Annotated in this window: 22 protein-coding genes; 19 read left to right on the forward strand and 3 right to left on the reverse strand. The window is 65.6% G+C overall.

All coding sequences use genetic code 11. The annotated features are described in order from the left end of the window. Positions 1–41: 41 nt before the first annotated feature. A complete protein-coding gene (locus BDD18_RS14620; protein ID WP_142083939.1) occupies positions 42–1,292 on the reverse strand; it encodes a patatin-like phospholipase family protein in 1,251 nt (416 codons plus the stop codon). Between the two features lie 138 nt (positions 1,293–1,430). Next, the gene (locus tag BDD18_RS14625) at positions 1,431–2,000 is read right to left on the reverse strand and encodes a restriction endonuclease (protein ID WP_420837323.1); all 570 of its coding nucleotides are present in this window, start codon (positions 1,998–2,000) and stop codon (positions 1,431–1,433) included. A 169-nt stretch (positions 2,001–2,169) separates the two neighbouring features. Here BDD18_RS14625 and apbC point away from each other — a divergent pair, with 169 nt between their 5' ends. The 19 genes from apbC to BDD18_RS14725 all read left to right on the forward strand — a co-directional run bounded on the left by apbC (position 2,170) and on the right by BDD18_RS14725 (position 25,557). Next, on the forward strand, positions 2,170–3,261 hold the full coding sequence (gene apbC / locus BDD18_RS14630; RefSeq protein ID WP_142083942.1) for an iron-sulfur cluster carrier protein ApbC: 1,092 nt from the start codon (positions 2,170–2,172) through the stop codon (positions 3,259–3,261). A 34-nt stretch (positions 3,262–3,295) separates the two neighbouring features. After that, a complete protein-coding gene (locus BDD18_RS14635) occupies positions 3,296–4,252 on the forward strand; it encodes a LysR substrate-binding domain-containing protein (protein ID WP_142083944.1) in 957 nt (318 codons plus the stop codon). A 190-nt stretch (positions 4,253–4,442) separates the two neighbouring features. Further along, complete coding sequence (locus BDD18_RS14640) at positions 4,443–6,350, forward strand: NADH-ubiquinone oxidoreductase-F iron-sulfur binding region domain-containing protein (protein ID WP_142083946.1); 1,908 nt, start codon at positions 4,443–4,445, stop codon at positions 6,348–6,350. Then, a complete protein-coding gene (locus BDD18_RS14645) occupies positions 6,347–9,316 on the forward strand; it encodes a molybdopterin-dependent oxidoreductase (RefSeq protein WP_142083947.1) in 2,970 nt (989 codons plus the stop codon). The genes BDD18_RS14640 and BDD18_RS14645 overlap by 4 nt, the downstream gene beginning before the upstream one ends. Positions 9,317–9,385: 69 nt before the next feature. Beyond that, positions 9,386–9,934, forward strand: coding sequence for a DUF3305 domain-containing protein (locus tag BDD18_RS14650; protein ID WP_066789133.1), 549 nt, complete (start codon positions 9,386–9,388; stop codon positions 9,932–9,934). Beyond that, positions 9,927–10,592: a DUF3306 domain-containing protein gene (locus BDD18_RS14655; protein ID WP_142083949.1), complete on the forward strand. Its 666-nt coding sequence runs from the start codon at positions 9,927–9,929 to the stop codon at positions 10,590–10,592. The genes BDD18_RS14650 and BDD18_RS14655 overlap by 8 nt, the downstream gene beginning before the upstream one ends. Positions 10,593–10,622: 30 nt before the next feature. Continuing rightward, on the forward strand, positions 10,623–11,054 hold the full coding sequence (gene tnpA, locus BDD18_RS14660; RefSeq protein WP_026437438.1) for an IS200/IS605 family transposase: 432 nt from the start codon (positions 10,623–10,625) through the stop codon (positions 11,052–11,054). A 216-nt stretch (positions 11,055–11,270) separates the two neighbouring features. After that, on the forward strand, positions 11,271–13,340 hold the full coding sequence (locus BDD18_RS14670; RefSeq protein ID WP_142084129.1) for a 4Fe-4S binding protein: 2,070 nt from the start codon (positions 11,271–11,273) through the stop codon (positions 13,338–13,340). Further along, positions 13,337–13,966 (forward strand): TorD/DmsD family molecular chaperone, encoded by a 630-nt coding sequence (locus BDD18_RS14675; protein ID WP_142083951.1) that lies wholly within the window; start codon positions 13,337–13,339, stop codon positions 13,964–13,966. The genes BDD18_RS14670 and BDD18_RS14675 overlap by 4 nt, the downstream gene beginning before the upstream one ends. A 149-nt stretch (positions 13,967–14,115) precedes the next feature. Continuing rightward, positions 14,116–14,337: a formate dehydrogenase gene (locus tag BDD18_RS14680; RefSeq protein ID WP_066698995.1), complete on the forward strand. Its 222-nt coding sequence runs from the start codon at positions 14,116–14,118 to the stop codon at positions 14,335–14,337. A gap of 14 nt (positions 14,338–14,351) precedes the next feature. Then, positions 14,352–17,321: a formate dehydrogenase subunit alpha gene (locus BDD18_RS14685; protein WP_142083953.1), complete on the forward strand. Its 2,970-nt coding sequence runs from the start codon at positions 14,352–14,354 to the stop codon at positions 17,319–17,321. 10 nt (positions 17,322–17,331) lie between these two features. Beyond that, positions 17,332–17,961 carry a formate dehydrogenase FDH3 subunit beta gene (gene fdh3B / locus BDD18_RS14690; RefSeq protein WP_044396067.1) on the forward strand — a complete coding sequence of 210 codons (630 nt, stop codon included), beginning with the start codon at positions 17,332–17,334 and terminating at the stop codon, positions 17,959–17,961. Further along, positions 17,958–18,197 (forward strand): hypothetical protein, encoded by a 240-nt coding sequence (locus tag BDD18_RS14695; RefSeq protein WP_142083955.1) that lies wholly within the window; start codon positions 17,958–17,960, stop codon positions 18,195–18,197. The genes fdh3B and BDD18_RS14695 overlap by 4 nt, the downstream gene beginning before the upstream one ends. Before the next feature lie 12 nt (positions 18,198–18,209). Further along, a complete protein-coding gene (locus tag BDD18_RS14700) occupies positions 18,210–19,403 on the forward strand; it encodes a formate dehydrogenase subunit gamma (protein WP_142083957.1) in 1,194 nt (397 codons plus the stop codon). An 11-nt stretch (positions 19,404–19,414) separates the two neighbouring features. Continuing rightward, positions 19,415–19,792, forward strand: a complete 378-nt coding sequence (locus BDD18_RS14705) for a hypothetical protein (protein ID WP_066697499.1) — start codon at positions 19,415–19,417, stop codon at positions 19,790–19,792. Between the two features lie 115 nt (positions 19,793–19,907). After that, on the forward strand, positions 19,908–20,828 hold the full coding sequence (locus BDD18_RS14710) for a formate dehydrogenase accessory sulfurtransferase FdhD (RefSeq protein ID WP_142083959.1): 921 nt from the start codon (positions 19,908–19,910) through the stop codon (positions 20,826–20,828). 120 nt (positions 20,829–20,948) lie between these two features. Beyond that, the gene (locus BDD18_RS14715) at positions 20,949–22,556 is read left to right on the forward strand and encodes a C13 family peptidase (RefSeq protein ID WP_142083961.1); all 1,608 of its coding nucleotides are present in this window, start codon (positions 20,949–20,951) and stop codon (positions 22,554–22,556) included. Between the two features lie 12 nt (positions 22,557–22,568). Then, a complete protein-coding gene (locus BDD18_RS14720; protein ID WP_142083963.1) occupies positions 22,569–25,088 on the forward strand; it encodes an ABC transporter permease in 2,520 nt (839 codons plus the stop codon). 61 nt (positions 25,089–25,149) lie between these two features. Then, complete coding sequence (locus BDD18_RS14725; RefSeq protein WP_066782916.1) at positions 25,150–25,557, forward strand: group II truncated hemoglobin; 408 nt, start codon at positions 25,150–25,152, stop codon at positions 25,555–25,557. A gap of 71 nt (positions 25,558–25,628) precedes the next feature. Here the strand turns inward: BDD18_RS14725 and BDD18_RS14730 are convergent, their stop codons facing one another. Further along, positions 25,629–26,096 carry an Lrp/AsnC family transcriptional regulator gene (locus BDD18_RS14730; RefSeq protein WP_142083964.1) on the reverse strand — a complete coding sequence of 156 codons (468 nt, stop codon included), beginning with the start codon at positions 26,094–26,096 and terminating at the stop codon, positions 25,629–25,631. Positions 26,097–26,131: the final 35 nt, after the last annotated feature.

Here is a 26,131-nt window from a genome sequence, read left to right on the forward strand (position 1 = left end):
GCCTGCTCGGTTGCCACGCAACCCGGTCTTGCCCCGCAGGGCTACTGGTGCAGCTGGGTGCGCACTTCGGCCCCGCTGTCCGTCCAGCCAAAAAACTGGCACACCTGCGCGCGCATGGCCAGGGTGTCGGCGCGGCCCAGGGCCATCAGTTCTTGGGTGTAACCGGCCTCAAACAGCAGGTAGCTGGCCAGCGCCGCACCGCGTACGTCGGCCATGTTCGACGTGACGCCCAGCGCGCCCAGCATGGTGCGCACGGGCGTGGGCAGGTCGCCCACATGGCGGGCGGCCACGGCATCCAGCCGCTGCGAGGGGGCGATGACCAGCAGCTCAATCGGCTGCAGGGCGCTGTGGGCGCGCTTTTCTTCGGGAATGAGCGAGAGCGTCTGGTTGATGCGCTGCACGCGCTCCACGTCCACCGACAGGGCGTCCAGAAAGATATTGGACAAGGCGTGGCCCGCAATTTGCGCGAGCGACGGGTAGTTGGGCGTGGGGGTGGCGGCGGCGTCGTTCTTGGGTTCGTGCATGCGGCCTGCGCCGATCACCAGAATGCGCTCGGCCCCCAGGTGGATGGCCGGGGCGATGGGCGCGGACTGGCGCATGGAGCCGTCACCAAAGTATTCGATGTGGTCGTCCACCTCGATGCCCTTGGCCGGAAAGATGAACGGAATGGCTGAGGACGCGAGCAGGTGCTCGTGCGTGATGCGATCGCGTGCGGCCTTGCGCTGCGAGCGCACCCAGGGTTTCACGGGCTCGGCCGATTCAAAAAAGGTGACGTGCTCGCCCGAGCTGTAGCTGGACGCCGTGACGGCCAGCGCCTTCAAATGCCCCTTGCGGATAAGGCGGGGCAGACGCACCAACGGCACCATCTTGACGAGTAGTTTTTCGAGCGGCTTGTTGTCCAGCAGCGACTGCGGGCGCATGCGCCGCCAGCGGGCCAGCGCCCAGCCAATCGACACCAGCGTGAGCCAGCGCGCGCCGCTGCGCATCACGCTCAGTGAATCGGCCCCATACACCTGATTGGAATGGAATTGCCGCCACACCCGGGCAATGCGCCGCACGGCGCGGTCAAAGTTGTCGGCCCCGCAGGCCAGCGCGGCGGCGTTGATGGCGCCCGCCGAGGTGCCGGTGATGATGGGAAACGGGTTGGGTTCGCCGCCTGCGCCACAGGCCTGGCGCAGGTCGGCAATCGCCTCCAGCACCCCCACCTGGTAGGCCGCGCGGGCGCCGCCACCGGTAAGCAGCAAGCCGGTGGGCGGGGCGGATGTGGGCGCTTTGGGGGCAGCTTGGGGCATGGTCTGGTGAGGGTGATCAGAAAGAGCCACCGTGGCAGATGCGCTGCGGCGGCTTTGAAGGCTGAAAGTGTGCGGCTGGGCCGCAGCCCGCAGGCTTTGGGAAAACCCGCAACCCTGGCCACAGGGCGCCGCAGTGTGTCAGCCGAGCAACAGCACGGCCAGTGCGGGCCCCTGCAGGATGGTGATGCCATGGTCGCGCGCGAACAGGGCGGCAGTTTCGCTCACGGTGCCTTGCCCCGCCACGTAGATGCCGCCCTGGGCGTTTTCCGCCTGCATGGCGCTGTACAGCTCGCGCAGTGGCTCCACGCCGTGGGTGGCGGCTTTCCAGCGTTTGGCGCTGACCAGCGTGGTCTGGCCGTTTTGGGTCAATCGCAGGTCTACAGCTCCTTTCGATGCCACGTTCACCCCATAACCCTGGCCCGCCCAGGCGTGGGTGAGGGCCTGCGAGAACTTGGCCCACGGCATCGCCTGGGCTTGGTCGAGCATGGTTTGCACCTTGGCAGCGCTGGGCGCGCGCAGCTGGCGCCAGGCCGCAATGCAGCCCACCACAAAGAAGGGGAAGCCGCCCAGCGCGCCATAAATGAAGTACTCCGATGGCAGCAGCGCCTTGGAGATGAGCGCGACGCAGGCGACCAGCACAAAGCTGATCCACCACGGCGAGCGCAGCAGCAAGGCGAACAGGGAGTTTTCGGACATCTTGAATTTCACGGTGGCTTCTCGCTTGGGCGTTGGGACAATGGCTGCGCATTGTCGTGCAGTTGCAGGGCGTTTGCGGGCATGGGGCAGCGCTGCCAAAGTGCGCCTTCCACGGCTTGCCCACAAGAAAAATCGGTGAAAGCCCCTTGGATAGACTACGGCCCCCACAGGAGTTATTTGAATGTCAGTCACCGAACAAGGCCTTTTGGCCGCACTTTCCAGCGTGCTCGACCCCCACACGGGCAAGGATTTTGTCAGCACCCGCGCCCTGCGCAACGTGCAGATCAGCGGTGGCGACGTGGCGTTTGACGTGGAGCTGGGCTACCCCGCCAAGAGCCTGGTGCCCGAGCTGCGCCGCAGCCTGGTAGCCGCTGCCAAGGGTGTGGCCGGGGTGAGCAACGTGTCGGTCAACATCACCACCAAGGTCATCGCCCATGCCGTGCAGCGCGGTGTGCAGCTGTTGCCACAGGTGAAGAACATCATTGCCGTGGCCTCGGGCAAGGGTGGCGTGGGCAAGAGCACCACCGCCGCCAACCTGGCCCTGGCCCTGGCGGCCGAGGGTGCCAGCGTGGGCGTGCTCGACGCCGACATCTACGGCCCCAGCCAGCCCATGATGCTGGGCATCAACCGCCGCCCTGAAAGCGAAGACGGCAAGACCATGGAGCCGCTCGAAAACTACGGCGTGCAGGTCATGTCCATCGGCTTCCTGGTGGACCAGGACGAAGCCATGATCTGGCGCGGCCCCATGGCCACCCAGGCGCTGGAGCAGTTGCTGCGCCAGACCAATTGGAAAGACCTGGATTACCTCATCATCGACATGCCCCCGGGCACCGGCGACATCCAGCTCACCCTGAGCCAGCGCGTGCCCATGACCGGTGCGGTCATCGTCACCACCCCGCAGGACATCGCCCTGCTCGACGCCAAAAAGGGCATCAAGATGTTCGAGAAGGTGGGTGTGCCCATCCTCGGCATCGTCGAGAACATGGCCGCCCACGTGTGCAGCAACTGCGGCCATGTGGAGCACATCTTTGGCGCCGATGGCGGCAAGAAGATGGCCGCCGAGTACGGCATGGACTACCTGGGCGCGCTGCCGCTGAACATGAGTATCCGCCTGCAGGCCGACAGCGGAAAGCCCACCGTGGTGGCCGACCCCGATGGCGAAGTCGCGCAGATCTACAAGAAGGTGGCGCGCGATGTGGCGGTGAAGATTGCGCAGAAGGCCAAGGATTTTTCCAGCAAGTTCCCCACCATCTCGATCAGCAAGAACACCTGATCCTCCCGAGCCGCCTGAGCCGCCCCCACTCGCCATGAACCTGCTCGCGTCCCTGCGCTACCTGGTGGCGCTGCACGAGCACCGGCACTTTGGCCGGGCGGCGCAGGCCTGCCACATCACGCAGCCGGCCCTGTCCAACGCGCTGCGTGCGCTGGAAAAAGAATTTGGCGTGGTGGTGGTGCGCCGGGGCCGCAGCTTTGAAGGCTTTACGCCCGAAGGCGAGCGCGTGCTGGCCACCGCCCAGCGCATGCTGCACGAGCACCAGGTGCTGCAGCAGGACCTGAGCAGCGACGCCGCCCACCCGCGCGGCACGCTGCGCCTGGGCGCGGTGCCCACGGCCATGCCCATCCTCGCGCGGTTTGCGGCGCAATTGCAGGCACGGCACCCGGGCATTGTGCCGGTGGCGCTGTCGATGAGTTCGCAGGCGCTGGAGGCAGGGCTGGAGAGCATTGCCCTGGACCTGGCACTGGGCTACACCGACCGTATGCCTGCCCGTGGTGGACCGCTGCGGGCCTGGCCGCAGTATGTGGAGCACTACTTTCTGCTGCGCCGTGCCTCCCAGCCGCCCAAGGGCGCAGCGCGCGGGCTGCAGATTGGCCCGCCCATGGCCTGGGCCGATGCGGCGGCGCTGCCGCTGTGCCTGCTTACTCCCGAGATGCACAACCGCAGTCTGGTGGACGGAGCCTTTCGCGCGGCAGGTGCCATGGTGCGGCCTGCGATGGAAACCGATTCGGTGCTGACCCTGGCGCTGAGTGTGGTGGCTGGCCAGGTGTGCAGTGTGTTGCCTGGGGCGCTGGTGGATGCCGTGCGCGGCCATAAGGGGCTGGAGGCGCTGCCTCTGACCGCTCCAATGCTTACCACGCCCATCGGATTCATGTCGCACCGACAGGTGCAGCCCACGCGCGCCCTCGATGCCGCGCTGGCCCTAGCGCAGGACCCCGACTGGCTGCAGCACGCAGCAGCGCACAGTGGGCTTCTGGTCGCCGATTGAGCGCTGACCCCACGGGTTGCGGTGTTTGATTCACGGGCCGTTGCAAAAACGGCCGTTTCATTTGTTTTTGTGATCGCCCCATGTGCATCGGCAATTTGACGCCGCACGAGTCCCTGACTGACACTGCGGCGGCGCGCCTGGCCTATGCAGGCGCCTTCATACAAAACAACGCGCTCCACGCCCCCGGCCCATGCACCTTGCCCCCGAAGCCCCCAACGCAACCGTTGTCGCCGCTGTATCGGTCAACGACATGCGCGAACGCATCCGCCGCAAAAGCCGCCTCAAGGGCCGCCAGCCCGAAGAGGCGGCCATGGCCGACGTGGCGCAAGTGCTGGGCCCGCGCCCGGCCACCGGCTTTCGGCGCGATCTGCTCATTGAATACCTGCACCGCCTGAACGACCACTTTGGCGTGCTGCACGACCGGCACCTGGTTGCGCTCGCCAAGCAGATGAACCTGCCGATGGCCGAGGTGTACGAGGTGGCGAGCTTCTACCACCACTTCGACATCGTGCGCGGCGACGATGCCGTGGCCCCGCGCCTGGTGCTGCGGGTGTGCGACAGCCTGAGCTGCAGCATGACCGGCGCGCGCGAACTGCTCGAAGTACTGCCGGCACGGTTGCAAGCGGCCGGGCAGGGCGACGTGCAGGTGTTGGCCGTGCCCTGCGTGGGCCGCTGCGAGCAGGCGCCCGTGGCCGTGGTGCACCAGTGCCCTGTGCCGCAAGCCACCTTGGACTCGGTGCTGGAAACCGTCACTTTGAAGCCAAATCGGGCTCTGGCGCTTCACCCATCAGCGCCAGCAGCTATCAATTTTGATATTGCAGCGCTGGCAGAGCACAGCGTACCTGCGCAGCCGGATGGCATCAGCCCCGCGCACACTGATCTCGCCACCTACCGCGCCCGCGGCGGTTACCAGACCGCTGCCGCCTTGGTCAACGGCGAGATGGACGCCGAGGGGGTGCTGGCTGCCATGGAGGACTCGGGCCTGCGCGGCCTGGGCGGCGCGGGCTTCCCGGCGGGGCGCAAGTGGCGGATTGTTCGGGACCAGCCCGCGCCACGCCTGATGGCCGTGAACATCGACGAGGGCGAGCCCGGCACCTTCAAGGACCGCACTTACCTGGAGCGCGACCCGCACCGTTTTCTGGAAGGCGTGCTCATCGCCGCCCAGGTGGTGGGTACCGAGGCCATCTATATCTACCTGCGCGACGAGTACCACGGCTGCCGCGCGTTGCTGCAGCGCGCTCTGGACGATCTGCGTGCCGATCTGCCGTGCCCGCTGCCCCATATCGAGCTGCGCCGTGGCGCAGGCGCGTACATCTGTGGCGAAGAATCGGCCATGATCGAGAGCATCGAAGGCAAACGCGGCGAGCCGCGCATGCGCCCGCCCTACATCGCGCAGGTGGGCCTGTTCGGCCGGCCTACGCTGGAGCACAACTTCGAGACGCTGTACTGGGTGCGTGACATCGTGGAGCGCGGGCCGCAGTGGTTTGCCAGCTTTGGCCGCCACGGCCGCAAGGGGCTGCGGTCGTTTAGCGTGAGCGGCCGGGTCAAGCACCCGGGCGTCAAGCTCGCGCCCGCAGGCATCACGGCGCAGGAACTCATCGACGAATACTGCGGCGGCATGCTGGACGGCCACCAGCTCTATGCCTACCTGCCCGGCGGCGCCTCGGGCGGCATCCTGCCCGCCAGCCTCAACCAGATACCGCTGGACTTCGACACGCTGCAGCCCTACGGCTGCTTCATCGGCTCGGCGGCCGTCATCGTGCTCAGCCAGCATGACCGGGCGCGCGATGCGGCGCTGAACGTGATGCGCTTTTTTGAACACGAAAGCTGCGGCCAGTGCACGCCCTGCCGCGTGGGCACGGCCAAGGCGGCCACGCTGATGGAGGCACCGCAGTGGGATGAGGAGTTGCTGGACGATCTGGCACAGGTAATGGCCGACGCCTCCATCTGCGGCCTGGGCCAGGCGGCGCCCAACCCCATCCGCTGCATTCACAAGTATTTTCCGCACGAGGTGGGCGAAGGGCCCTGGCCGGGTGATCTGCCCAAGCCGCGCAACAGCCCGTTGGCAGAGCAATTGCCCCAAGGAGGCCAGCCATGAGCGCGCTGCCCCACACGCCAGGCGTGGCCTTCGAGCTGGACGGCCAGCCCATCACCGCCCGCCCTGGCGAAACCATCTTGAAAGCCGCGCAGCGCCACGGCGTGGAGATTCCGCACCTGTGCTACGCGGACGGCCTGCGCCCCGACGGCAACTGCCGCGCCTGCGTGGTCGAAATCGCGGGCGAGCGCACGCTGGCGCCCAGCTGCTGCCGCGCACCCACCGCAGGGATGAAAGTGCAGGCCGCCAGCCCGCGTGCCCGCAAAAGCCAGCAGATGGTGGTGGAGATGCTGCTGTCTGACATGCCGGACGTGGGCTACCGATGGAATGATGACCAGTCAGATACTCCTGAATTGATAGCTGGTGGCGCTTATCCATCAAGCGCTGGAGCCCAATTTGACTCAAAAAATACGGAAGCGGTGGGCCAGCACGGTGAGCTGAGCCAATGGGCGGATCGGCTGGGCGTGAGCGTGCGCCCGGCATTGAAGGCCCTGCGCCGCGAGCAGCCCGCGCCCGACCTGAGCCACCCCGCCATGGCCGTGAACCTGGACGCCTGCATCCAGTGCAACCGCTGCGTGCGCGCCTGCCGCGAGGAACAAGTCAACGATGTGATCGGCTACGCGCTGCGCGGGGCCGACAGCAAGATCGTTTTCGACCTCGACGACCCCATGGCCGAAAGCACCTGCGTGGCCTGTGGCGAATGCGTGCAGGCCTGCCCCACGGGCGCGCTCAGCCCCAAGACGCACATCGGCTCGCAAAAGGTGGACCGCAAAGTCGATTCGGTCTGCCCGTTCTGCGGCGTGGGCTGCCTCATCACCTACAACGTGCGCGATGAAAAGATCATCAGCGTGGAAGGCCGCGACGGCCCCGCCAACCACGGCCGTCTGTGCGTGAAGGGGCGCTTTGGTTTTGACTACGCCCACCATCCTGACCGCCTCACGGTGCCGCTGATCCGCAAGAGTGGCGTGCCCAAGGAAGTGCGTCCCCATGGCGCCGACTGGCGGGATACCTTCCGCGAAGCCACCTGGGACGAAGCGCTGGATCTGGCTGCAGGCCAGCTCAAAAGCCTGCGCGACACGCACGGCCCCAAGGCGCTGGCAGGCTTTGGCTCGGCCAAGGGCAGCAACGAAGAGGCCTACCTGTTCCAAAAGCTCGTGCGCACCGGTTTCGGCAGCAACAACGTGGACCACTGCACCCGGCTGTGCCACGCATCCAGCGTGGCCGCGCTGCTCGAAGGCGTGGGCTCGGGCGCGGTGAGCAACCCGGTCAACGATGTGGAGCACGCCGAGCTGATCTTCGTGATCGGCTCCAACCCCACGGCCAACCACCCGGTGGCGGCGACCTGGATGAAGAACGCGGCGAAGCGCGGCGCGAAGATCGTGCTGGCCGACCCGCGCGTGACCGACATTGGCCGCCACGCCTGGCGCACGCTGCAGTTCAAGGCCGATACCGACGTGGCCATGCTCAATGCGCTCATCCACACAGTGATCGACGAAGGGCTGGTGGATGAGGCCTTCATCCGCGACCGCGCCAACAACTTCGAGGCCCTCAAGGCCAACGTGATGGGCTGCAGCCCCGAGGCCATGGCGCCTGTGTGCGGCATCCCGGCCGAGACGCTGCGCGAGGTGGCGCGCGCGTTTGCCACTTCGAAGGCCTCGATGATTTTGTGGGGTATGGGCGTGAGCCAGCACATCCACGGCACCGACAACGCACGCTGTCTGATCGCACTGTGCGCTGTCACGGGCCAGATCGGCAAGCCCGGCTCGGGCCTGCACCCGCTGCGCGGCCAGAACAATGTGCAGGGCGCGAGCGACGCGGGGTTGATCCCCATGATGTTCCCCAACTACCAGCGTGTGGACAACGCCGGGGCGCATGCGTGGTTTGAAGAATTCTGGGGCACCCAGCTCGATGAAGCGCCGGGCTACACCGTGGTAGAGATCATGCACAAGGCCCTGGCCGACGACAGCGACCCGCACAAGGTGCGCGGTATGTACATCATGGGCGAAAACCCCGCCATGAGCGACCCCGACCTGAACCACGCGCGCCACGCGCTGGCCAGCCTGCAGCACCTGGTGGTGCAGGACATCTTTCTGACCGAAACCGCCTGGCTGGCCGATGTGGTGCTGCCCGCCAGTGCCTGGCCGGAAAAGACAGGCACCGCCAGCAACACCGACCGCATGGTGCAGATGGGCCGCCGCGCCCTGAACCCGCCGGGCGATGCGCGGCCGGACCTGTGGATCATTCAGCAGATCGCGCAACGAGTGGGCCCCCACGCTCCGCACTTCGTGTCGTCGCTGCCCCCCGAGGGGGCCGGCCCCGCCTTGGGGCGGCCCGGCGGCGGGGCGGGCCTGAACTGGAACTACGAAGGCGAAGAATCTGGCGTGGCCGCCGTGTACGAGGAAATGCGGCAGGCAATGCACGCCAGCATCGAGGGCATCACCTGGGACCGGCTGGAGCGCGATTCCAGCGTGACCTACCCCTGCCTTGCACCTGACGACCCCGGCCAGCCCATCGTCTTCACTGATCAATTCCCCACCCCCACGGGTCGCCTGCAACTGGTGCCTGCCAGCGTGATCCCGGCGGCAGAAAAGCCGAGCGCTGAGTTCCCGTTCGTGCTCATCACCGGCCGCCAGCTGGAGCACTGGCACACGGGCAGCATGACGCGGCGCAGCACCGTGCTGGACGCCATCGAGCCCATGGCGACCGCATCCCTGCATGGTGATGAACTGGCGCGGCTGGGTGTGCAGCCCGGCGCGCTGGTGGGCATCCGCTCGCGGCGCGGCATGGTGCAGGTGCGCGTGCGGCGGGACGACGGCACGCCGCGTGGCACGGTGTTCATGCCGTTTGCGTATGTGGAAGCCGCAGCCAACCTGCTCACCAATGCGGCGCTGGACCCGTTTGGCAAGATTCCAGAGTTCAAATACTGCGCTGTGGCGGTAGAGGCGCTGCCATCGGCCAAGGGCGATTGAAGAGCAGGGCGCAGGGGTTTGGCGGCGCGCCTGTATGGCGGGGGCTGCTACGGAGTACAGTCGCTGCCCATGACTGAGCGCCCCTACACCGATGTTGCTGTGATCATGCGCTGCGAGCGCATTGACAACCGCTGGCAGCCCTGGCGGTGGTCGCTGGCCGAAGTGGTCATGCACGACCCGGCCTTCGGCACTGAACCGCGCCAACTGTTGAACGACGAGCGCGAACAGCGCTGGATGTTTCCAGGCTTTCGCGTGGAGCTGTTCCGCGACGATGCCGAGGGCTACCACCTGAATGTCGAATCGCCCGCCCCTTGCTGGTTCGTGCTGTGGCGCATGGACGAAGACGATGGTGGCGATGCCCCCCGCCTGGCCCGCCCGGTGGAAGTCAGCCTGAGCTATCACGAGGCCGGCCGCTGGCTGGATGCGCAAGAAACGGTGGAGCAAGTGCCCGTGCCGCCTGAGGTGCTGGAGGTGTTGCAGGCCTTTGTGGCCGAGAACTACCAGCCTGAGCCCAAGCGCCGTAAGCGTCCCGACAGCTTTCAACCGCTGCAAGACCGGTTTGGCAACCCCGCCTCGGTGAGTACCGAGAAACACCGTGGTGGAGGTGGCCGTGGCTGACGGATTCCTGGGCCGCTGGTCGCGCCGCAAGCAGGAGGTGCGCGAGGGCAAGCCCGTACAAGACCCCGCGCCACCCGTGCCACAGGCACCTGTGCCAGCCGGGGTGAATGCGCCTGCGCCCCTGGCCGCGCAGCCTGCTGCGGCACCCGTGCCGCCCGAGCCCGCAGCCCCGCCGTTGCCCACCCTGCAAGACGCACAGTCGCTGTCCATCGACTCCGATTTCAAGCCCTTCGCCAGCCGTGCGGTGGCGCCCGAGGTGCGCAACGCTGCGATGAAGAAGCTCTTCACCGACCCCCACTTCAACGTGATGGACGGCTTGGACATCTACATCGACGACTACACCCAGCCCGACCCGCTGCCTGCTGCCATGCTCAAGGAAATGGCCAGTGCGCAGTTTATGGGGCTGGTGGAAGAAGAGCCGGAAAAGCCACCAGCCGCAGGGCAGGCCGCTGCCCCTGCCGGGCGGAATGACCCGAAAGACCCCGCACCCGTGGAACCCCCTGTGCCATCGGCAGCGCAACCGGGGCAAGACGTGGCACAGTCGGGGGTATGCACAGCTATTCCTAGCTACCAAAAGGAGGCCCCCCGGCTCTGCCGGGGAGGCAGTAGAAGTTTGACTTTTCAGGAGGTTGTCCACCGTAGAGACTTTCAATCGTGAGCCGCCAAGCAAACGAAAGGAAGAAACACGATGGACAAGTATGAAAGTTTGAGTCACACGGCCTGGGATTGCAAATATCACGTGGTCTTCATCCCCAAGTGTCGAAGGCGAACGCTGTACAAGCAGCTACGCGAACACCTGGGTGAGGTATTCAGAAAGTTGGCCGCGCAAAAGGAATGCAGGGTTGAAGAGGGGCATCTGATGCCCGATCACGTGCACATGATGCTGTCGATCCCACCGAAGTACTCGGTGTCGCAGGTGGTGGGCTTTATCAAAGGCAAGAGCGCAATCCACCTTGCGCGGGTGTACGGAGAGCGAAAGCGCAACTTCGTGGGTCAGCACTTCTGGGCGCGAGGGTACTTCGTCTCGACGGTGGGACGCGACGAAGCGGTGATACGGGAGTACATCCGAAACCAGGAGAAGGAAGACGAGAGGTTGGACCAACTCGGTCTATGGAGGTGAGTAGCCACCGATAGGTGGCCCCAAGAATGAGGGGCCGCGTTAGCGACCCCTTACAGCCGCTTTGAGCGGCTCACATCCCGAATGCCCCCGGCTTTGCCGGGGGATGGTTACCCACGCACGGGCAAGCGTCGGCTGGTTCCACGGGGGAGCCTGCGTCGCTTGCCCCAGCCAGCCACACAGAACATGACCACGCTCATCTGCGATTGCAACCAGACGATGCCGCTGAACGCCCAGGCCCTGGGCACAGCGCTTCGTGAAGACCTGACCCTCCATTCCACCCTGTGCCGCCGCGAGGCGGGCGCCTTCACCCAGGCCATCCGCTCGGGCGAGGACGTGGTGGTGGCATGCACCCAGGAAGAGCGCCTGTTCGCTGACCTGGGCCGCCAGACGGAAGGCGCCATCTCGCCCATCCGCTTTGTGAATATCCGCGAAACCGGCGGCTGGAGCCGCGATGCGGGCAAGGCCGGCCCCAAGATCGCCGCGCTGCTGGCGGCGGCGCACCTGCCCGAGCCGCCGCCCGTGCCGGTGGTGACATATAAGAGCGCCGGGCGCCTGCTGATCATCGGGCCGCTCGATGCGGCAGAGCAGGTGGCCGGGTTGGTGTCTGATGTGCTGGACGTTACCGTGTTCGCCCAAGGCCCCGGCCAGGCCGGTGGCGCCCAGGCTCGTCGCTACCCCGTGCTGGGCGGGCGCATCGAAGCATTGACGGGCTGGCTGGGTGCGTTTGAATTGCGCTGGCGCGAAGACAACCCCATCAACCTTGACCTGTGCACCCGCTGCAATGCCTGCGTGGCCGCCTGCCCGGAAAACGCCATCGGGCTGGATTACCAGATTGACGTGGCTGCCTGCCAGGGCCACCGCGCTTGCGTGAAGGCGTGCCAGGTGGCGGGGGCGATTGACTTTCAGCGCGCGGTCGAGAGCGAGTCGGCCCAGTTCGATCTGGTGCTGGACATGCGCCGCGCTGACGCCACGCCCACCTTCTTGCAGCACGCGCTGCCCCAGGGCTACCTGCGCAGCGATGGGCGTGACCTGCCCACCGTGCTCAAGCTGCGCGAACTGGTGGGCGAGTTTGAGAAGCCCAAGTTTTTTGAATACAAGCAGAAGCTCTGCGCCCACAGCCGCAACGCCACCGTGGGTTGCAGCGCCTGCGTGGACATTTGCTCGGCCGAGGCCATCAGCAGCGACAAGGCCCGCCAGCGCGTGGTGGTCAACCCCAACCTGTGCGTGGGCTGCGGCGCCTGCACCACCGTGTGCCCCACGGGCGCGATGACCTATGCCTATCCGCCTGCGGCGGAGCAGGGGCAGCGTTTTAAAACTCTGCTGTCCACCTATGCCGCAGCGGGCGGCAAGGACGCCGTGCTGCTGTTGCACAGCCAGGAGCGTGGCCAGGCGTTGGTCAATGAGCTGGGCCGCGCAGCGCAGCTGAAGGTGGCTCATGGCGTGCCTGCGAATGTGATTCCGGTGGCCTTGTGGCACACCGCCAGCACGGGCGTGGACCTGTGGCTGAGCGCCGTCGCCTACGGGGCCTCGCAAATCGTCTTGCTGGTTACCACCGAAGAGGCGCCGCAGTACCTGGAAGGGCTGCAGGCGCAGATGGACGTGGCCCAGCGCATCCTCAACGGGCTTGGCTACACGGGCACCCACCTGCGCATCATCGAGGCCAAGCACCCGACGGAGTTGGATGCGGCGCTGCAAACCCTCAGCCAAACGCGCCAGCGCACCCCCGGTGTGGCCGCACGCTTTGCCATCGCGCAGGAAAAGCGCAGCACCCTGGACATGGCGCTGGACCATCTGGTGGAACAGTCGCCCCTGGGCGCGGCCACCTTGCCAGCGGCGATTGAGCTGCCTGCCAAGGGCTCGCCCCTGGGCACCATCACGGTCGATAAAGACCGCTGCACCCTGTGCCTGAGTTGCGTGAGCGCCTGCCCGGCAAGCGCGCTGCAGGACAACCCGCAAACGCCACAACTGCGCTTTCTGGAGAAGAACTGCGTGCAGTGCGGCCTGTGCCAGACCACCTGCCCGGAAAACGCGATCAGCCTGCAGCCCCGCCTGTCGCTCACGCCCGAGCGCGCGCAGCTGCGCGTGCTCAACGAAGCGCAGCCCTGGGCCTGTGTGCGCTGCAGCAAACCGTTTGGCACCGTGAAGGCCATCGAGGCCATGCTGGGCAAGCTGGCTGGGCATGCCATGTTCCAGGGCGAAGCGCTGGAGCGGCTCAAGATGTGCAGTGACTGCCGCGTGATTGATCTGTACTCCGCACAAAACGAATCGAAAGTGACCGACCTGTGAGCGCCTCTGTTTCATTGACCCAGCCCGGCAGCTCTGCGCTGGACGAAGAAACCGCACGCGCCGAGTTGTATGGCGTGTTGTCCCAACTGTATTACGCACCGCCCAGCCCCGAGCTGCTGTCGGCCCTGCGCGTGGCCGTGACCGAAGCGCCCATGGAAGGTGGCTTTCTGCAAGAGCCCTGGCAGCAGCTGGTGGCAGCGGCCCGCGCGCAGGACGACGCCGCCATCGCGGCTGAATACGATCGCCTGTTCGGCGGCGTGGGCAAGCCCGAGGTGTTTGTGTACGCATCGCACTACCTGGCGGGCTTCTTGAATGAAAAGCCCCTGGCACGTTTGCGCACCAGCCTGGACCGCCTGGGGCTTGCGCGGGGCGACACCATGCCCGAGACCGAGGACCATGTCGCATATCTGTGCGAAGTCATGCGCTACCTGATTGCGGGTGATGACATGGCTGTCTGTAACCTGACGGCTCAGCGTGAATTTTTTGCCGAGCACATCCAGCCCTGGCTGCCAGCCATGTGCAACGCGCTGGAACAGCACCCGGCCGCGAGCTTCTATGCAGCCGTGGCGCGCCTTACGCGGGCTTTTGCTGCTGTTGAGGCGCAGGGTTTTGACATGCTCGATTGAAGAGTGTTTGCGATGTGCCGCGTCTTGACGCGCGGCAATGCTCAAGTGCATTGGTGGGATTAGGGTTGGCCTCGTTGTGAAGGTTACCTGGCTGCCTTAGACTCGCCTATGCAATCTTTTACATAACTGCCAGCCTCCTGGAGACAAGCATGCAGGACCGCCAGCCTTCCGCTTCTACCCCCCCATCCCGTCGCCGCTTCTTTGCGGGCGCCGCCGCCGTGAGCGCCGGTGCTGCCGCCGTGACGGTGCTGCCGCGTGTAATCCCCGCCGAGGTCGTGGCCGCTGAGCCCGCCCGCGTGGCGCCTGAAAAGGGAGGTGGCTACCACCTCTCGGCGCACGTGAAGCAGTACTACAAAACCACCCAACTTTGATTTCGGGGCGCGCCATGTTGCTCACCAAAAAGTCTGCGCATGCACCGCACAGTGCATCGACATCCTCTCCCTTTGTTCACAGCCTGCGCCGGGGCCTGTCCCAAGCGCTGCCCACCATGGACCGCCGCGCTTTCCTGCGCCGCTCGGGCCTGGGCGTAGGCGTTGGCATTGCAGCCTCGCAACTTACCCTGGTCAAGAAGTCGCAAGCGGCTGAAGGTGCCAAGGTGGGCCTGGGCGACAGCAAGATCGAAGTGCGCCGCACGGTCTGCACCCACTGCTCGGTGGGCTGCGCCGTGGATGCCGTGGTGGAAAACGGCGTGTGGGTGCGCCAGGAGCCCGTGTTCGATTCCCCCATCAACCTGGGCGCCCACTGCGCCAAGGGGGCGTCAGTGCGCGAGCACGGCCACGGCGAGTACCGCCTGCGCTACCCCATGAAGCTGGTCAACGGCAAGTACGAGCGCATCAGCTGGGATACGGCCCTGACCGAAATCTCCGCCAAGATGCTGGAGCTGCGCAAGGCCAGTGGCCCTGACAGCGTGTACTTCATCGGCTCTTCCAAGCACAGCAATGAACAGGCCTACCTGCTGCGCAAGTTCGTGAGCTTCTGGGGCACCAACAACTGCGATCACCAGGCGCGCATTTGCCACTCGACCACCGTGGCGGGTGTGGCCAACACCTGGGGCTACGGCGCCATGACCAATTCGTACAACGACATGCAAAACAGCAAGGTCGCTCTGTACATCGGCTCCAACGCGGCCGAAGCTCACCCTGTGAGCATGTTGCACATGCTGCACGCCAAGGAAACCGGCTGCAAGATGATCGTGGTGGACCCACGTTTCACCCGCACGGCCGCCAAGGCCGACGAGTACGTGCGCATCCGCTCGGGCACCGACATCCCCTTCCTGTTCGGCCTGGTCTATCACATCTTCAAGAACGGCTGGGAAGACAAGAAGTACATCCACGACCGTGTCTACGGCATGGAAAAGGTGCGCGACGAGGTCATGGCCAAGTGGACACCCGACAAGGTGGAAGAGGCCTGCGGCGTCAAGGAAGAACAGATGTTCAAGGTCGCCAAGATGCTGGCCGATAGCCGCCCTGGCACCATCGTGTGGTGCATGGGCCAGACGCAGCATTCCATCGGCAACGCCATGGTGCGTGCCTCCTGCATTCTGCAGCTGGCCCTGGGCAACGTGGGCAAGAGCGGCGGTGGCACCAACATCTTCCGCGGCCATGACAACGTGCAGGGCGCGACTGACGTGGGCCCCAACCCCGACTCGCTGCCCGGCTACTACGGCTTGGCCGAAGGTGCGTGGAAGCACTTCGCCAACGTGTGGGGTGTGGACTTTGAGTGGATCAAAAAGCAGTACGCCACGCCCGCGATGATGACCAAGAACGGCATCACCGTGTCGCGCTGGATTGACGGCGTGCTGGAGAAGAACGAGCTGATCGACCAGGACAGCAACCTGCGCGGCGTGTTCTATTGGGGCCATGCCCCCAACTCGCAGACCCGTGGCCTCGAAATGAAGCGCGCCATGGACAAGCTGGACCTGCTGGTGGTGGTAGATCCCTACCCATCGGCCACCGCTGCCATGGCCGCCATGCCCGGCAAGCCCGAAGACCTGAACCCCAACCGTGCGGTGTACCTGCTGCCTGCAGCCACGCAGTTTGAAACCAGCGGTTCCTGCACGGCGTCCAACCGCTCGCTGCAGTGGCGCGAGAAGGTCATCGAGCCTCTGTGGGAGAGCCGTTCCGACCACATGATCATGTACCAGCTGGCGCAAAAGCTGGGCTTCGACAAGGAACTGGTCAAGAACTACAAGATGCAGAAGGTCAAGGGCATGGACGAGCCCATGGTCGAAGACATCCTGCGCGAAATCAACCGCTCCGTCTGGACCATTGGCTACACCGGCCAGAGCCCAGAGCGCCTGAAGGCCCACATGAAGAACATGCATGTGTTCGACGTGAAGACCCTCAAGGCCAAGGGCGGCAAGGACAAGGAAACCGGCTACGACTTTGCTGGCGACTACTTTGGTCTGCCATGGCCCTGCTACGGCACGCCCGAGCTCAAGCACCCAGGCACGGCCAACCTGTATGACACCTCCAAGCACGTCATGGATGGTGGCGGCAACTTCCGCGCCAACTTCGGTGTGGAGCGCAATGGCGAGAACCTGCTGGCGGAAGACGGCTCCCACTCGCTGGGTGCCGACATCACCACCGGCTACCCCGAGTTCGACCATGTGCTGCTCAAGAAGCTGGGTTGGTGGGACGAGTTGACCGACGCCGAGAAGACGGCGGCCGAAGGCAAGAACTGGAAGACCGATTCCTCGGGTGGCATCATCCGCGTGGTCATGAAGAACCATGGTTGCCATCCCTTTGGCAACGCCAAGGCGCGGGCCGTGGTGTGGAACTTCCCTGATCCGATTCCGCAGCACCGCGAACCGCTGTACGGCACCCGCCCCGACATGGTTGCAAAGTACCCCACGCACGAGGACAAGAAGGCCTTCTGGCGCTTGCCCACGCTGTACAAGACGGTGCAGGACAAGAACATGGCGGACAAGGTGTACGAGAAGTTCCCGCTCATCCTCACCTCGGGCCGCTTGGTCGAGTACGAAGGTGGCGGCGAGGAAACACGCTCCAACCCCTGGCTGGCCGAGCTGCAGCAGGAAGCGTTCGTGGAAATCAACCCCAAGACCGCTGCCGACCGTGGCATTCGCAATGGCAGCCGCGTGTGGCTCAGCTCGCCCACCGGCGCACGCCTGAATGTGCAGGCCCTGGTCACCGAGCGCGTGGCGCCCGACACCGTGTGGATGCCATTCCACTTCTCCGGCCGCTGGCAAGGCGCCGACATGCTGGCGTATTACCCCAAGGGGGCAGCGCCTGTGGTGCGTGGCGAGGCCGTGAACACTGCAACAACGTATGGCTACGACAGCGTGACCATGATGCAAGAATCCAAGACCACGATCTGCAACGTGGAAGCTGCGTGAGGAGACCGCGATGGCCCGCATGAAATTTATCTGTGATGCAGAGCGCTGCATCGAATGCAACAGCTGCGTGACAGCGTGCAAGAACGAGCATGAAGTGCCCTGGGGTGTGAACCGCCGCCGCGTGGTGACCCTGAATGACGGCGTGCCCGGTGAAAAGTCCATCTCGGTGGCCTGCATGCACTGCAGCGATGCCCCTTGCATGGCCGTCTGCCCCGTCAACTGCTTCTACCGCACAGAAGAGGGTGTGGTGCTGCATGACAAGGACGTATGCATTGGCTGCGGCTATTGCAGCTACGCCTGCCCGTTCGGTGCGCCGCAGTTCCCCTCGCAGGGCACCTTTGGTGTGCGCGGCAAGATGGACAAGTGCACCTTCTGCGCTGGTGGCCCTGAAACCCATGGCAGCCAGGCCGAATTCGAAAAGTACGGCCGCAACCGACTGGCCGAAGGCAAGCTGCCTGCCTGCGCAGAAATGTGCTCGACCAAGGCCTTGCTCGCCGGTGACGGCGACGTGGTGGCAGATATCTTCCGCAACCGCGTGGTGCAGCGCGGCAAGGGTGCCGAGGTGTGGGGCTGGGGCACTGCCTACGGTTCCAAGCAGGCAGGCCAGCCTCCAGCAGGCGCAACCGGAGCCAAGTCATGACACGCATTGCATCCACACTTTTGACGGCTGCCACCCTGTGCGTGGCACTGGCGGCCTGCGGCGAAAAGCCCCAGACAGGCGGTGCAGTCAAGCACGATGCGGCGCCTTACGCCGGTACGGGCAGCAACTTCACCCAGCCAGGCTGGACGGCGGGTGACAAGACCAGCTGGGAACAGCAGCTGCGCACGCGCCAGCAGTACGGTCAAAACGAGTATTCCCGCAACCAGAAGCCCTGAGCGAGGTCTGCCATGAAACACAGTATCTGTGCCGTGCTGCTGGCCTTGGGTGCGCTGGCTGCGCAGGCCCAGGCGCCAGCGGGGCCCACGGCCTCGGGCGTTGTGGGCCAGGCGCCTGCCGCGTTGGGGGTGCAAGGGCAAAACATCTTTGATGTGAAGCCCGACGCGAGCGCCGAACCCGGCTATGCCGAGCAGACCAACGGCGAACGCATGAAGGTGCAGCCCGGCAACAATGCGCCCATGTGGCGGCAGGTGGGGCAGGGCGTGACTGGCTACAGCAGTCTGCCCAAAACGCAGGCGCCTGAAGCAGGCAACCTGATCCAGCCCTTCGTTCAATACCCCGGCTCACGCGTCACCAACGCGGGCGAGGCGTGGCGCCAGGTGCGCAACCAGTGGATCATTCCGTACGGCGCAGCGCTGTTCGCGATTGTTCTGCTGGCCCTGGGCATCTTCTACTTCACCAAGGGGCCACTGGGGCATGACCACCCGGAAGGCCCTGGCACGCGCCGTATTGAACGCTTCACACCGTTCGAGCGCGCAGCCCACTGGGCGAATGCCTTTGCCTTCATTGCCCTGGCCATTTCGGGCATCGTGATGGCGTTTGGCAAGTTCTTCCTGCTGCCCATCATGGGTTCCACGCTGTTTGGCTGGCTGACCTACGCGCTCAAGAACGTGCACAACTTCGTAGGGCCGCTGTTTGCCGTCTCGCTCCTGGTGATCATCCTCACGTTCGTGAAGGACAACATTGCCAACCGCGCCGACTTCGTGTGGCTGTCCAAGGGCGGCGGCATGCTGGGTGGCGACCACCAGGTGCCATCGCACCGCTTCAACGCGGGTGAAAAGGGCCTGTTCTGGTGGGGCGTGACGATTCCCGGCATCTTTGTGGTGGGTTCGGGCCTGGTGCTCGACAAGCTCATCCCCGGCTTTGGTGATGTGCGCAGCGACATGCAAATCGCCCACATGATCCATGCCACCCTGGCGATCTGGATGATGGCGCTGATCTGCGGTCACATCTACATGGGCACCGTGGGCATGAAGGGCGCGTACAAGGCCATGAAGACCGGTTACGTGACCGATGAATGGGCCAAGGAGCACCACGTGCTGTGGCACGACGACGTGCAGGCAGGCAAGATTCCACGGCAGCGCAGCGCCGCCCATCAGGGCGATGCTGCAGCAACCACTGCGGGCCAGCCCGCGCAGGTATGAGGCAACGCACCATGAAGCAAATCTTCCGATCGTCCCTGCTGGCGCTGTGCGCCGGTGTTCTGTGTTCTGTGGCGCTGGCCAAGCTGCCTGCCCCCACGCCTGAAGCAGCTGAAAAGGCCGCCGAAGCGGCTGCCAAGGCTGCCTGGTCGGGCAAGGTAGACAACTACAAGCTCTGTCAGGCGCAAGACCGCGTGGCGGCGCACTACCGCAAGACGGCCAAAGACGCCAAGCCCGCCGCCGCATCCGCACCTTGCGCCGACCCCGGGCCATTCGCCTACACGCCGCCGGCTGCGAAGCCGATTGAGGCGGCAGGCGCTCATTCGCCACCAGGCACGGCCAGCAGCCCGCCCAGTACCACCACACCAGCGGCGTCTGCGCCCAAGTCCTGACAGCGGACCCGGCGGCCATCGGCACGGTAGCGTGCCTGCGTGGTTCACCCCGTCGCTGATCCGGCCGCAAGTTCCAAAGAGCTTGCGGCTTTTTTTTTGCGTGTACCCTGCGCCCATGAACGATTCCACATTGGCCCCCTCCCTCCCGTCACAGCCTTTCGTATTGCCCCGCTTGACTCAGGCGCAAGCCCCCCTCACCCAGGCGGTGGATGTGATCAACGAGCGGGGAGAGACAGAGCAGGTGCACATCCCTGCAGAGCGCCCCTTGACGGTGTATGTGGACCGCCGGGAACTGGTCACGCTGATGACGCTGGGCGCACACCCCGAGCTGCTGGTGCTGGGCTACCTGCGCAACCAGCGGCTGGTGGATTCGGTGTTCGACATTGAATCCATCACCGTGGACTGGGAGGTGAACGCCGCCGCCGTGCGCACGCGCCACGGCATCGCCCGCATTGAAGAGCGCACCGCGAGCAAGGTGGTGACCACCGGTTGCGGGCAGGGCAGTGTGTTTGGTGGCCTGATGGACGAGGTGGACAGCATTCAGCTGCCGCAGGCGCAGCTCACCCAGGCGCAGCTGTATGGTTTGGTGAATGCCATCCGCCTCAAGGAAACCACGTACAAATCCGCTGGCTCGGTGCACGGCTGCGCGCTGTTCCGTGGCGAAGACATGCTGGTGTTTGTGGAAGACGTGGGCCGCCACAACGCCATCGACACCATTGCAGGCTGGATGTGGATGAACCCGGAAGCCCCCTCTGCAGCGCCCTCAACCCAGGCAGGGCAGGCCGATACCGCGTCGTTCCAACCCATAGGTGGGGCCGATAAGGTGTTCTACACCACCGGGCGGCTGACCAGCGAGATGGTCATCAAGTCCGCGCAGATGGGCGTGCCCATTGTGGTGTCGCGCAGCGGCATGACGCAGATGGGCCATGCCGTGGCCCAGCAGCTGGGCCTGTGTGCCATTGGCCGCGCCACCAACCGCCGCTTTGTCTGCTACGCGGGCGCGCACCGGCTGGTGCTGCAGCCCGAGCTGGCCTGAGCCCGCATCCTGCTATAAGCCGCCCGCCCTGTACTGCGTTGGATGCTATTGAAAAGATAGCTGCTGGCGCTTGATGGATAAGCGCCAGGTGCCAATTTTGTCTCATGGCATGATGGCGCCATGATTGCCGAGTCGCCGTCCCCTGAAGCCCCTGCCACTGCTCTGCTGCCCAGTGCAGCACCTCCACCCCCGTCCGCGCCTGCGCCCCAGCGTTTACCCGCCTACCGCTGGGTGCTGGAGGGCCTGCGTGCGGCGGCCTTCCTGACCCCTCGCACAGGCATAGCTGCACCCACGCCATTGCAATTGCTGGTGCTGCTGGCCGCCAACTGGGGGCTGGTGTTGTGGGGCGAATGGTGGGCCACTGCTGGCCCAGTGGAGTTCAATGCACGCGTGTGGCTGGGGCAGCAGTGGCTGTCGCTGGCTTTGATGGGCGCCGCGTGGTGGGCCATGGCGCCCGCCCAAGACCGCAGCGGTGTGTTCACCAACCCGCAGCGGGCGCCCGGTGGGGGGCTTCCCGCCTGGCTGCTGCTGAGCAACTGGGCCATGCTGCCCTGGCTACTGCCCACCTTTGCCTTGCCTGCCAGTGTCGATGCCAGCCTGGCGGCTGACCCATTGGCGGGCGCAGGCCATTGGGCTTGGCAGGATGGGGTGCTGGATGGCTTGGCGCTGCTGGCGTTGTTGTTGTCTCTGGCAGTGCTGCTGCGCCTTACGGCGCGCTTCATCCAGTCGCGCTGGCGCACGGCGGTATTTGCCCTGTGTTTGCTGGGTGGCATGGCCGCGCAGTTCTACCTGGGCGTGGAGCCTTCGTGGCAGTCCGTGGTCACGGCACCAACTGCGGGCGCTGATCCGGGCACCGGCGAGACGCCCGCTGGCGTGCGTTTGTCCCAGTCGGTGTTTGAGGGCCAGCAACTCATGCTGGAGGCCTACACCCAGGACCTGACCCCCGAGCGCCCCGGTGTGGTAGATGTGTACGGCCTGGTGTTTGCCCCCTATGCGGGGGAGGAGGTGTTTCGCCGTGAAAGCACCATGGTGAGCGACTTGCTGCAAGACCGCTTCGACGCCGAAGGCCGCGTGCTGCACCTGCTCAACCACCCTGACACCGCAGATACCCACCTGTGGGCCACGCCCGAGAACCTGCGCAGCGCCATCGATGCCCTGGCGGCCACCATGGACCGTGAGGAAGATGTGTTGGTGCTCTATATGACTTCGCACGGCGCGCGCGACCACCAGCTGGCCGCTGCCCACCCACCCCTGCAGGTGGAACCCATGACCCCCGAGCTGCTGCGCCACATGCTGGACGACGCGGGCATTCGCCACCGGGTGATTGCCATTTCTGCCTGCTATTCCGGCGGCTGGCTCGATGCGCTGACCACCCCGTCCACCCTCATCATGACGGCGGCAGACGCCACCCACACGTCCTACGGCTGCGGCACCCGTTCAGAGCTGACCTTCTTCGGCCGGGCGGTGTTCCATGAGCAACTGCGCTCCACCTATTCCTTCACCGAGGCGTTTACCAATGCCGTGCCCATCATTGCGCAGCGCGAAATTCAGGCTGGCAAGGAGGATGGCTTCTCCAACCCCCAGATGCGCGTGGGGGCAGAGATCGACCCCGTGCTCAACGCCCTGGCCCGGCGGCTGGCGGCGGAAGAGGGCCCGGTTCTGCGGCCCGGCGGCAAAGGCCTGGTCGCGCAAATCCCTATGGCCTACCACTCAGCGCAATTGCGCTAAGGTTTGCCCCCTATGAAACTGTCTTTCCTGCGCCTTGGGTGGCGCACCTTGCTGCGCGACCTGCGCGCGGGTGAACTGCGTTTGTTGATGGTGGCCGTCACGCTGGCCGTGGCCGCGCTCACCTCGGTGGGTTTTTTTGCGGACCGGCTCCAGGGCGGGCTGCAGCGCGACGCCCTGCAACTGCTGGGCGGCGATGTCGTGGTGGCCAGCGACAACCCCACGCCCCAGGCCTTTGTGGACAAAGCCCAGGCGCTGGGCTTGCAAACCGTGGGCACCATGGGCTTCCCGACCATGGGGCGGGCCAGTGACGCGCAGGGGGGCGCCAGCAAGCTGGTGGCCCTCAAGAGCGTTGCGCCGGGCTACCCGCTGCGCGGCACGCTCAAGGTGGCCGATGCCCCCGGCGCTGCCGAGCAAGCCACGCGTGACATTCCTGCCCCCGGCGAGGTGTGGGTCGATGCCCCCCTGCTCGATGCCCTGGGCCTGGCCATGGGCGACCAGCTCCTCTTGGGCGATGCCCAGTTGCGCATTGCCCGCATCATCGTCATCGAGCCTGACCGGGGTGCGGGCTTCATGAGCTTTGCGCCGCGCGTCATGCTCAACGCGGCCGATGTGCCCGCCACTGGCCTGGTGCAGCCTGCCAGCCGCATCACCTACCGCTTTGCCGTGGCGGGGCAGCCCGCCGCCGTGAAGGCGTTTGCAGAATGGGCGGCTGAAGAGGTCAAAAAGCCCGACGTGCGCGCCGTGCGGGTGGAATCGCTGGAAAGCGGCCGCCCCGAAATGCGCCAGACGCTGGACCGCGCCCAGAAGTTCTTGAGCCTGGTGGCCCTGCTGGCCGCGCTGCTCTCGGCCGTGGCCGTGGCGCTGGCCGCGCGCGGCTTTGCGGCTGACCACCTGGACGCATCGGCCATGCTGCGCGTGCTGGGCCAAAGCCAGCGCACCATTGCGGGCGCCTACACCACCGAATTTGCGCTCATTGGCGTATTTGCCAGCGCGCTGGGCGTGGCCGTGGGCTACCTGGTGCACAACGTGTTTGTGCTGCTGCTGTCGGGCCTGGTCGAATCGGCCTTGCCTGCGCCCAGCCTGTGGCCCGTGGCCTTTGGTTTGGGCATGGGCCTTACGCTGCTGTTGGCCTTTGGTTTGCCGCCCGTGCTGCAACTGGCGCAGGTGCCGCCGCTGCGCGTCATCCGCCGCGATGTGGGCGGGCTCAAGCCGGCATCCCTGGCCGTGCTGTGCGTGGGTGTGGCGGGCTTTGCCGCGCTGCTGCTGGCCGTCAGCAGTGACCTCAAGCTCGGTCTCATCGCCGTGGGCGGCTTTGCCGGGGCCGTGGCCCTGTTTGCGGGCCTGAGCTGGGTGGCCGTGAAGCTGCTGCGCAAAAGCGTGAATGAAACCACCGCACCGCGCTGGCTGGTGCTGGCCACGCGGCAAATCTCAGCCCGCCCGGCCTATGCCGTGGTGCAGGTCAGCAGCCTGGCCGTGGGCCTGCTGGCCCTGGTGCTGCTGGTGCTGCTGCGCACCGACCTGATCAGCAGCTGGCGCCAGGCCACCCCGCCGGATGCGCCCAACCGCTTCGTCATCAACGTCATGCCCGAGCAGGCCGACGACTTCCAGAAAAACCTGCAGACCAACGGCGTGGCCAAGTACGACTGGTACCCCATGATTCGCGGCCGCCTGCTGGCCGTGAACGGCCAACCCGTGGGGCCGGACAACTACACCGAAGACCGTGCCAAGCGGCTGGTAGACCGCGAGTTCAACCTCTCCACCGCCGTGCAGCAGCCCCCCCACAACCAGATCGTGGCGGGCCGCTGGACCGAGAACGAGGCCGGTGCTGTGAGCGTGGAAGAAGGCATTGCCCAGACCCTGGGCCTGAAGCTGGGCGACCGCCTGCTGTTCGACATTGGCGGCGTGCAGAACGAAGCCCGCATCACCAGCCTGCGCAAGGTGGACTGGGGCTCCATGCGCGCCAACTTCTTCGTGATGTACCCGGTGCAGCAGCTCGAAGGCGTGGCCATCACCTACCTCGCAGCCTATCGCGCGCCTGAAGTGCAGGGCTTTGACAACGCGCTGGTGCGCCAATTCCCCAACATCACCAACGTGGACATGGCCAGCACCATCAACCAGGTGCAGCGCGTGCTCGACCAGGTGATCCGAGCGGTGGAGTTTTTGTTTGCCTTCACCCTGGCGGCCGGGCTGGTGGTGCTGTTTGCGGCCGTCACCGCCACGCGCGAGGAACGCGCGCGCGAGTTCGCCATCATGCGCGCCGTGGGCGCCCGCGCCAGCCTGCTGCGCCAGGTGCAGCGGGCCGAGCTGATGGGCGTGGGCCTGCTGGCGGGCTTTTTAGCCAGCGCTGTGGCCGTGGCCGTGGGCTGGGCGCTGGCACGCTACGTGTTTGACTTTGCCTGGACGGCATCGCTGTGGGTGCCGCTGGCCGGGGCCTTGGCTGGCGCCGTGCTGGCCTTGCTGGCCGGGTGGTGGGGCCTGCGCGAAGTGCTGCGCCGCCCCGTGGTCGAGACGCTGCGCCGCGCCGCTGAATAAAATGCTATGAAAAACAGAGCTGCTGGCGCTTGTTTACCAAGCGCTAGCGGCCAATTTGACTATGAATGAAGAAACCCAAGCCGCCAACACCATCACCCCGTTTGAATGGATTGGGGGTGAGGCCCGCGTGCAGGCCCTGACCGACCGCTTCTACGACCTGATGGACCTGGAGCCCGCCTACACCGAACTGCGCGCCGCCCATGGCCCTGAACTGGACAGCGCCCGGCAAAAACTCTTCTGGTTCCTGTGCGGCTGGCTGGGCGGCCCGTCGTATTACACCGACCAGTTCGGCCACCCGCGCCTGCGTGCGCGGCACATGCCGTTTTCCATCGGCATCAAAGAACGTGACCAGTGGGTGGCCTGCATGGACCAGGCCATGGGTGAGACCGGCGTGCCCGATGATCTGCGCGCACGCCTGCGCGAGAGCTTCATGGGCACGGCCGACTGGATGCGCAACCGGGGCGTTTGAGCCCGCAGTGTGGGGTGCGCGGGCCTGAGTCTTGGCTCGCTGCCCTGGTCTTGGGGCGCGATGCGCCCGGTTCAGGCCATGTCCACCGGCACCGTGCTGCCTGTCTTCACACGGTTCATCACCACCAGGGTGTTGAATGACTTCACGTTGCCCGACTCGAAAAACAGTTCGCGCGTGAGCTCCACGTACTGGTCCATCGACCGCACCAGGAAGATCAGCACAAAGTCCCACTCGCCGGTGACGTAGTAGCACTGCTGCACCTGGGGGCACGCGGCAAAGCGGCGCTGCATCTCGTCGAGCAGGTGGGCGCGCTCGTTTTCGGCTTTCACTTCCACGATCACCGTCAGGTCGTAGCCCAGTGCGCGCGGGCTCAGTTGTGCCGAGAATTTTTCAATCACCCCCGCGCCTTCCAGCAGCTTGAGTCGGCGGTTGACAGCCGCTGTAGAGAGGTGGGCCCGCTGGCCCAGTTCGCTTTGGGGCACGCGCCCATCGCCTTGCAGGGCCGCCAGCAGCGTGCGGTCATAGTTGTCCAGCTTCATCGGGGCGCTTTCGTTGCCAATGTTGAAAAACGTTC

The sequence above is a fragment of the Acidovorax temperans genome (genome assembly GCF_006716905.1).
In the GTDB taxonomy this organism is placed as follows: domain Bacteria; phylum Pseudomonadota; class Gammaproteobacteria; order Burkholderiales; family Burkholderiaceae_C; genus Acidovorax; species Acidovorax temperans.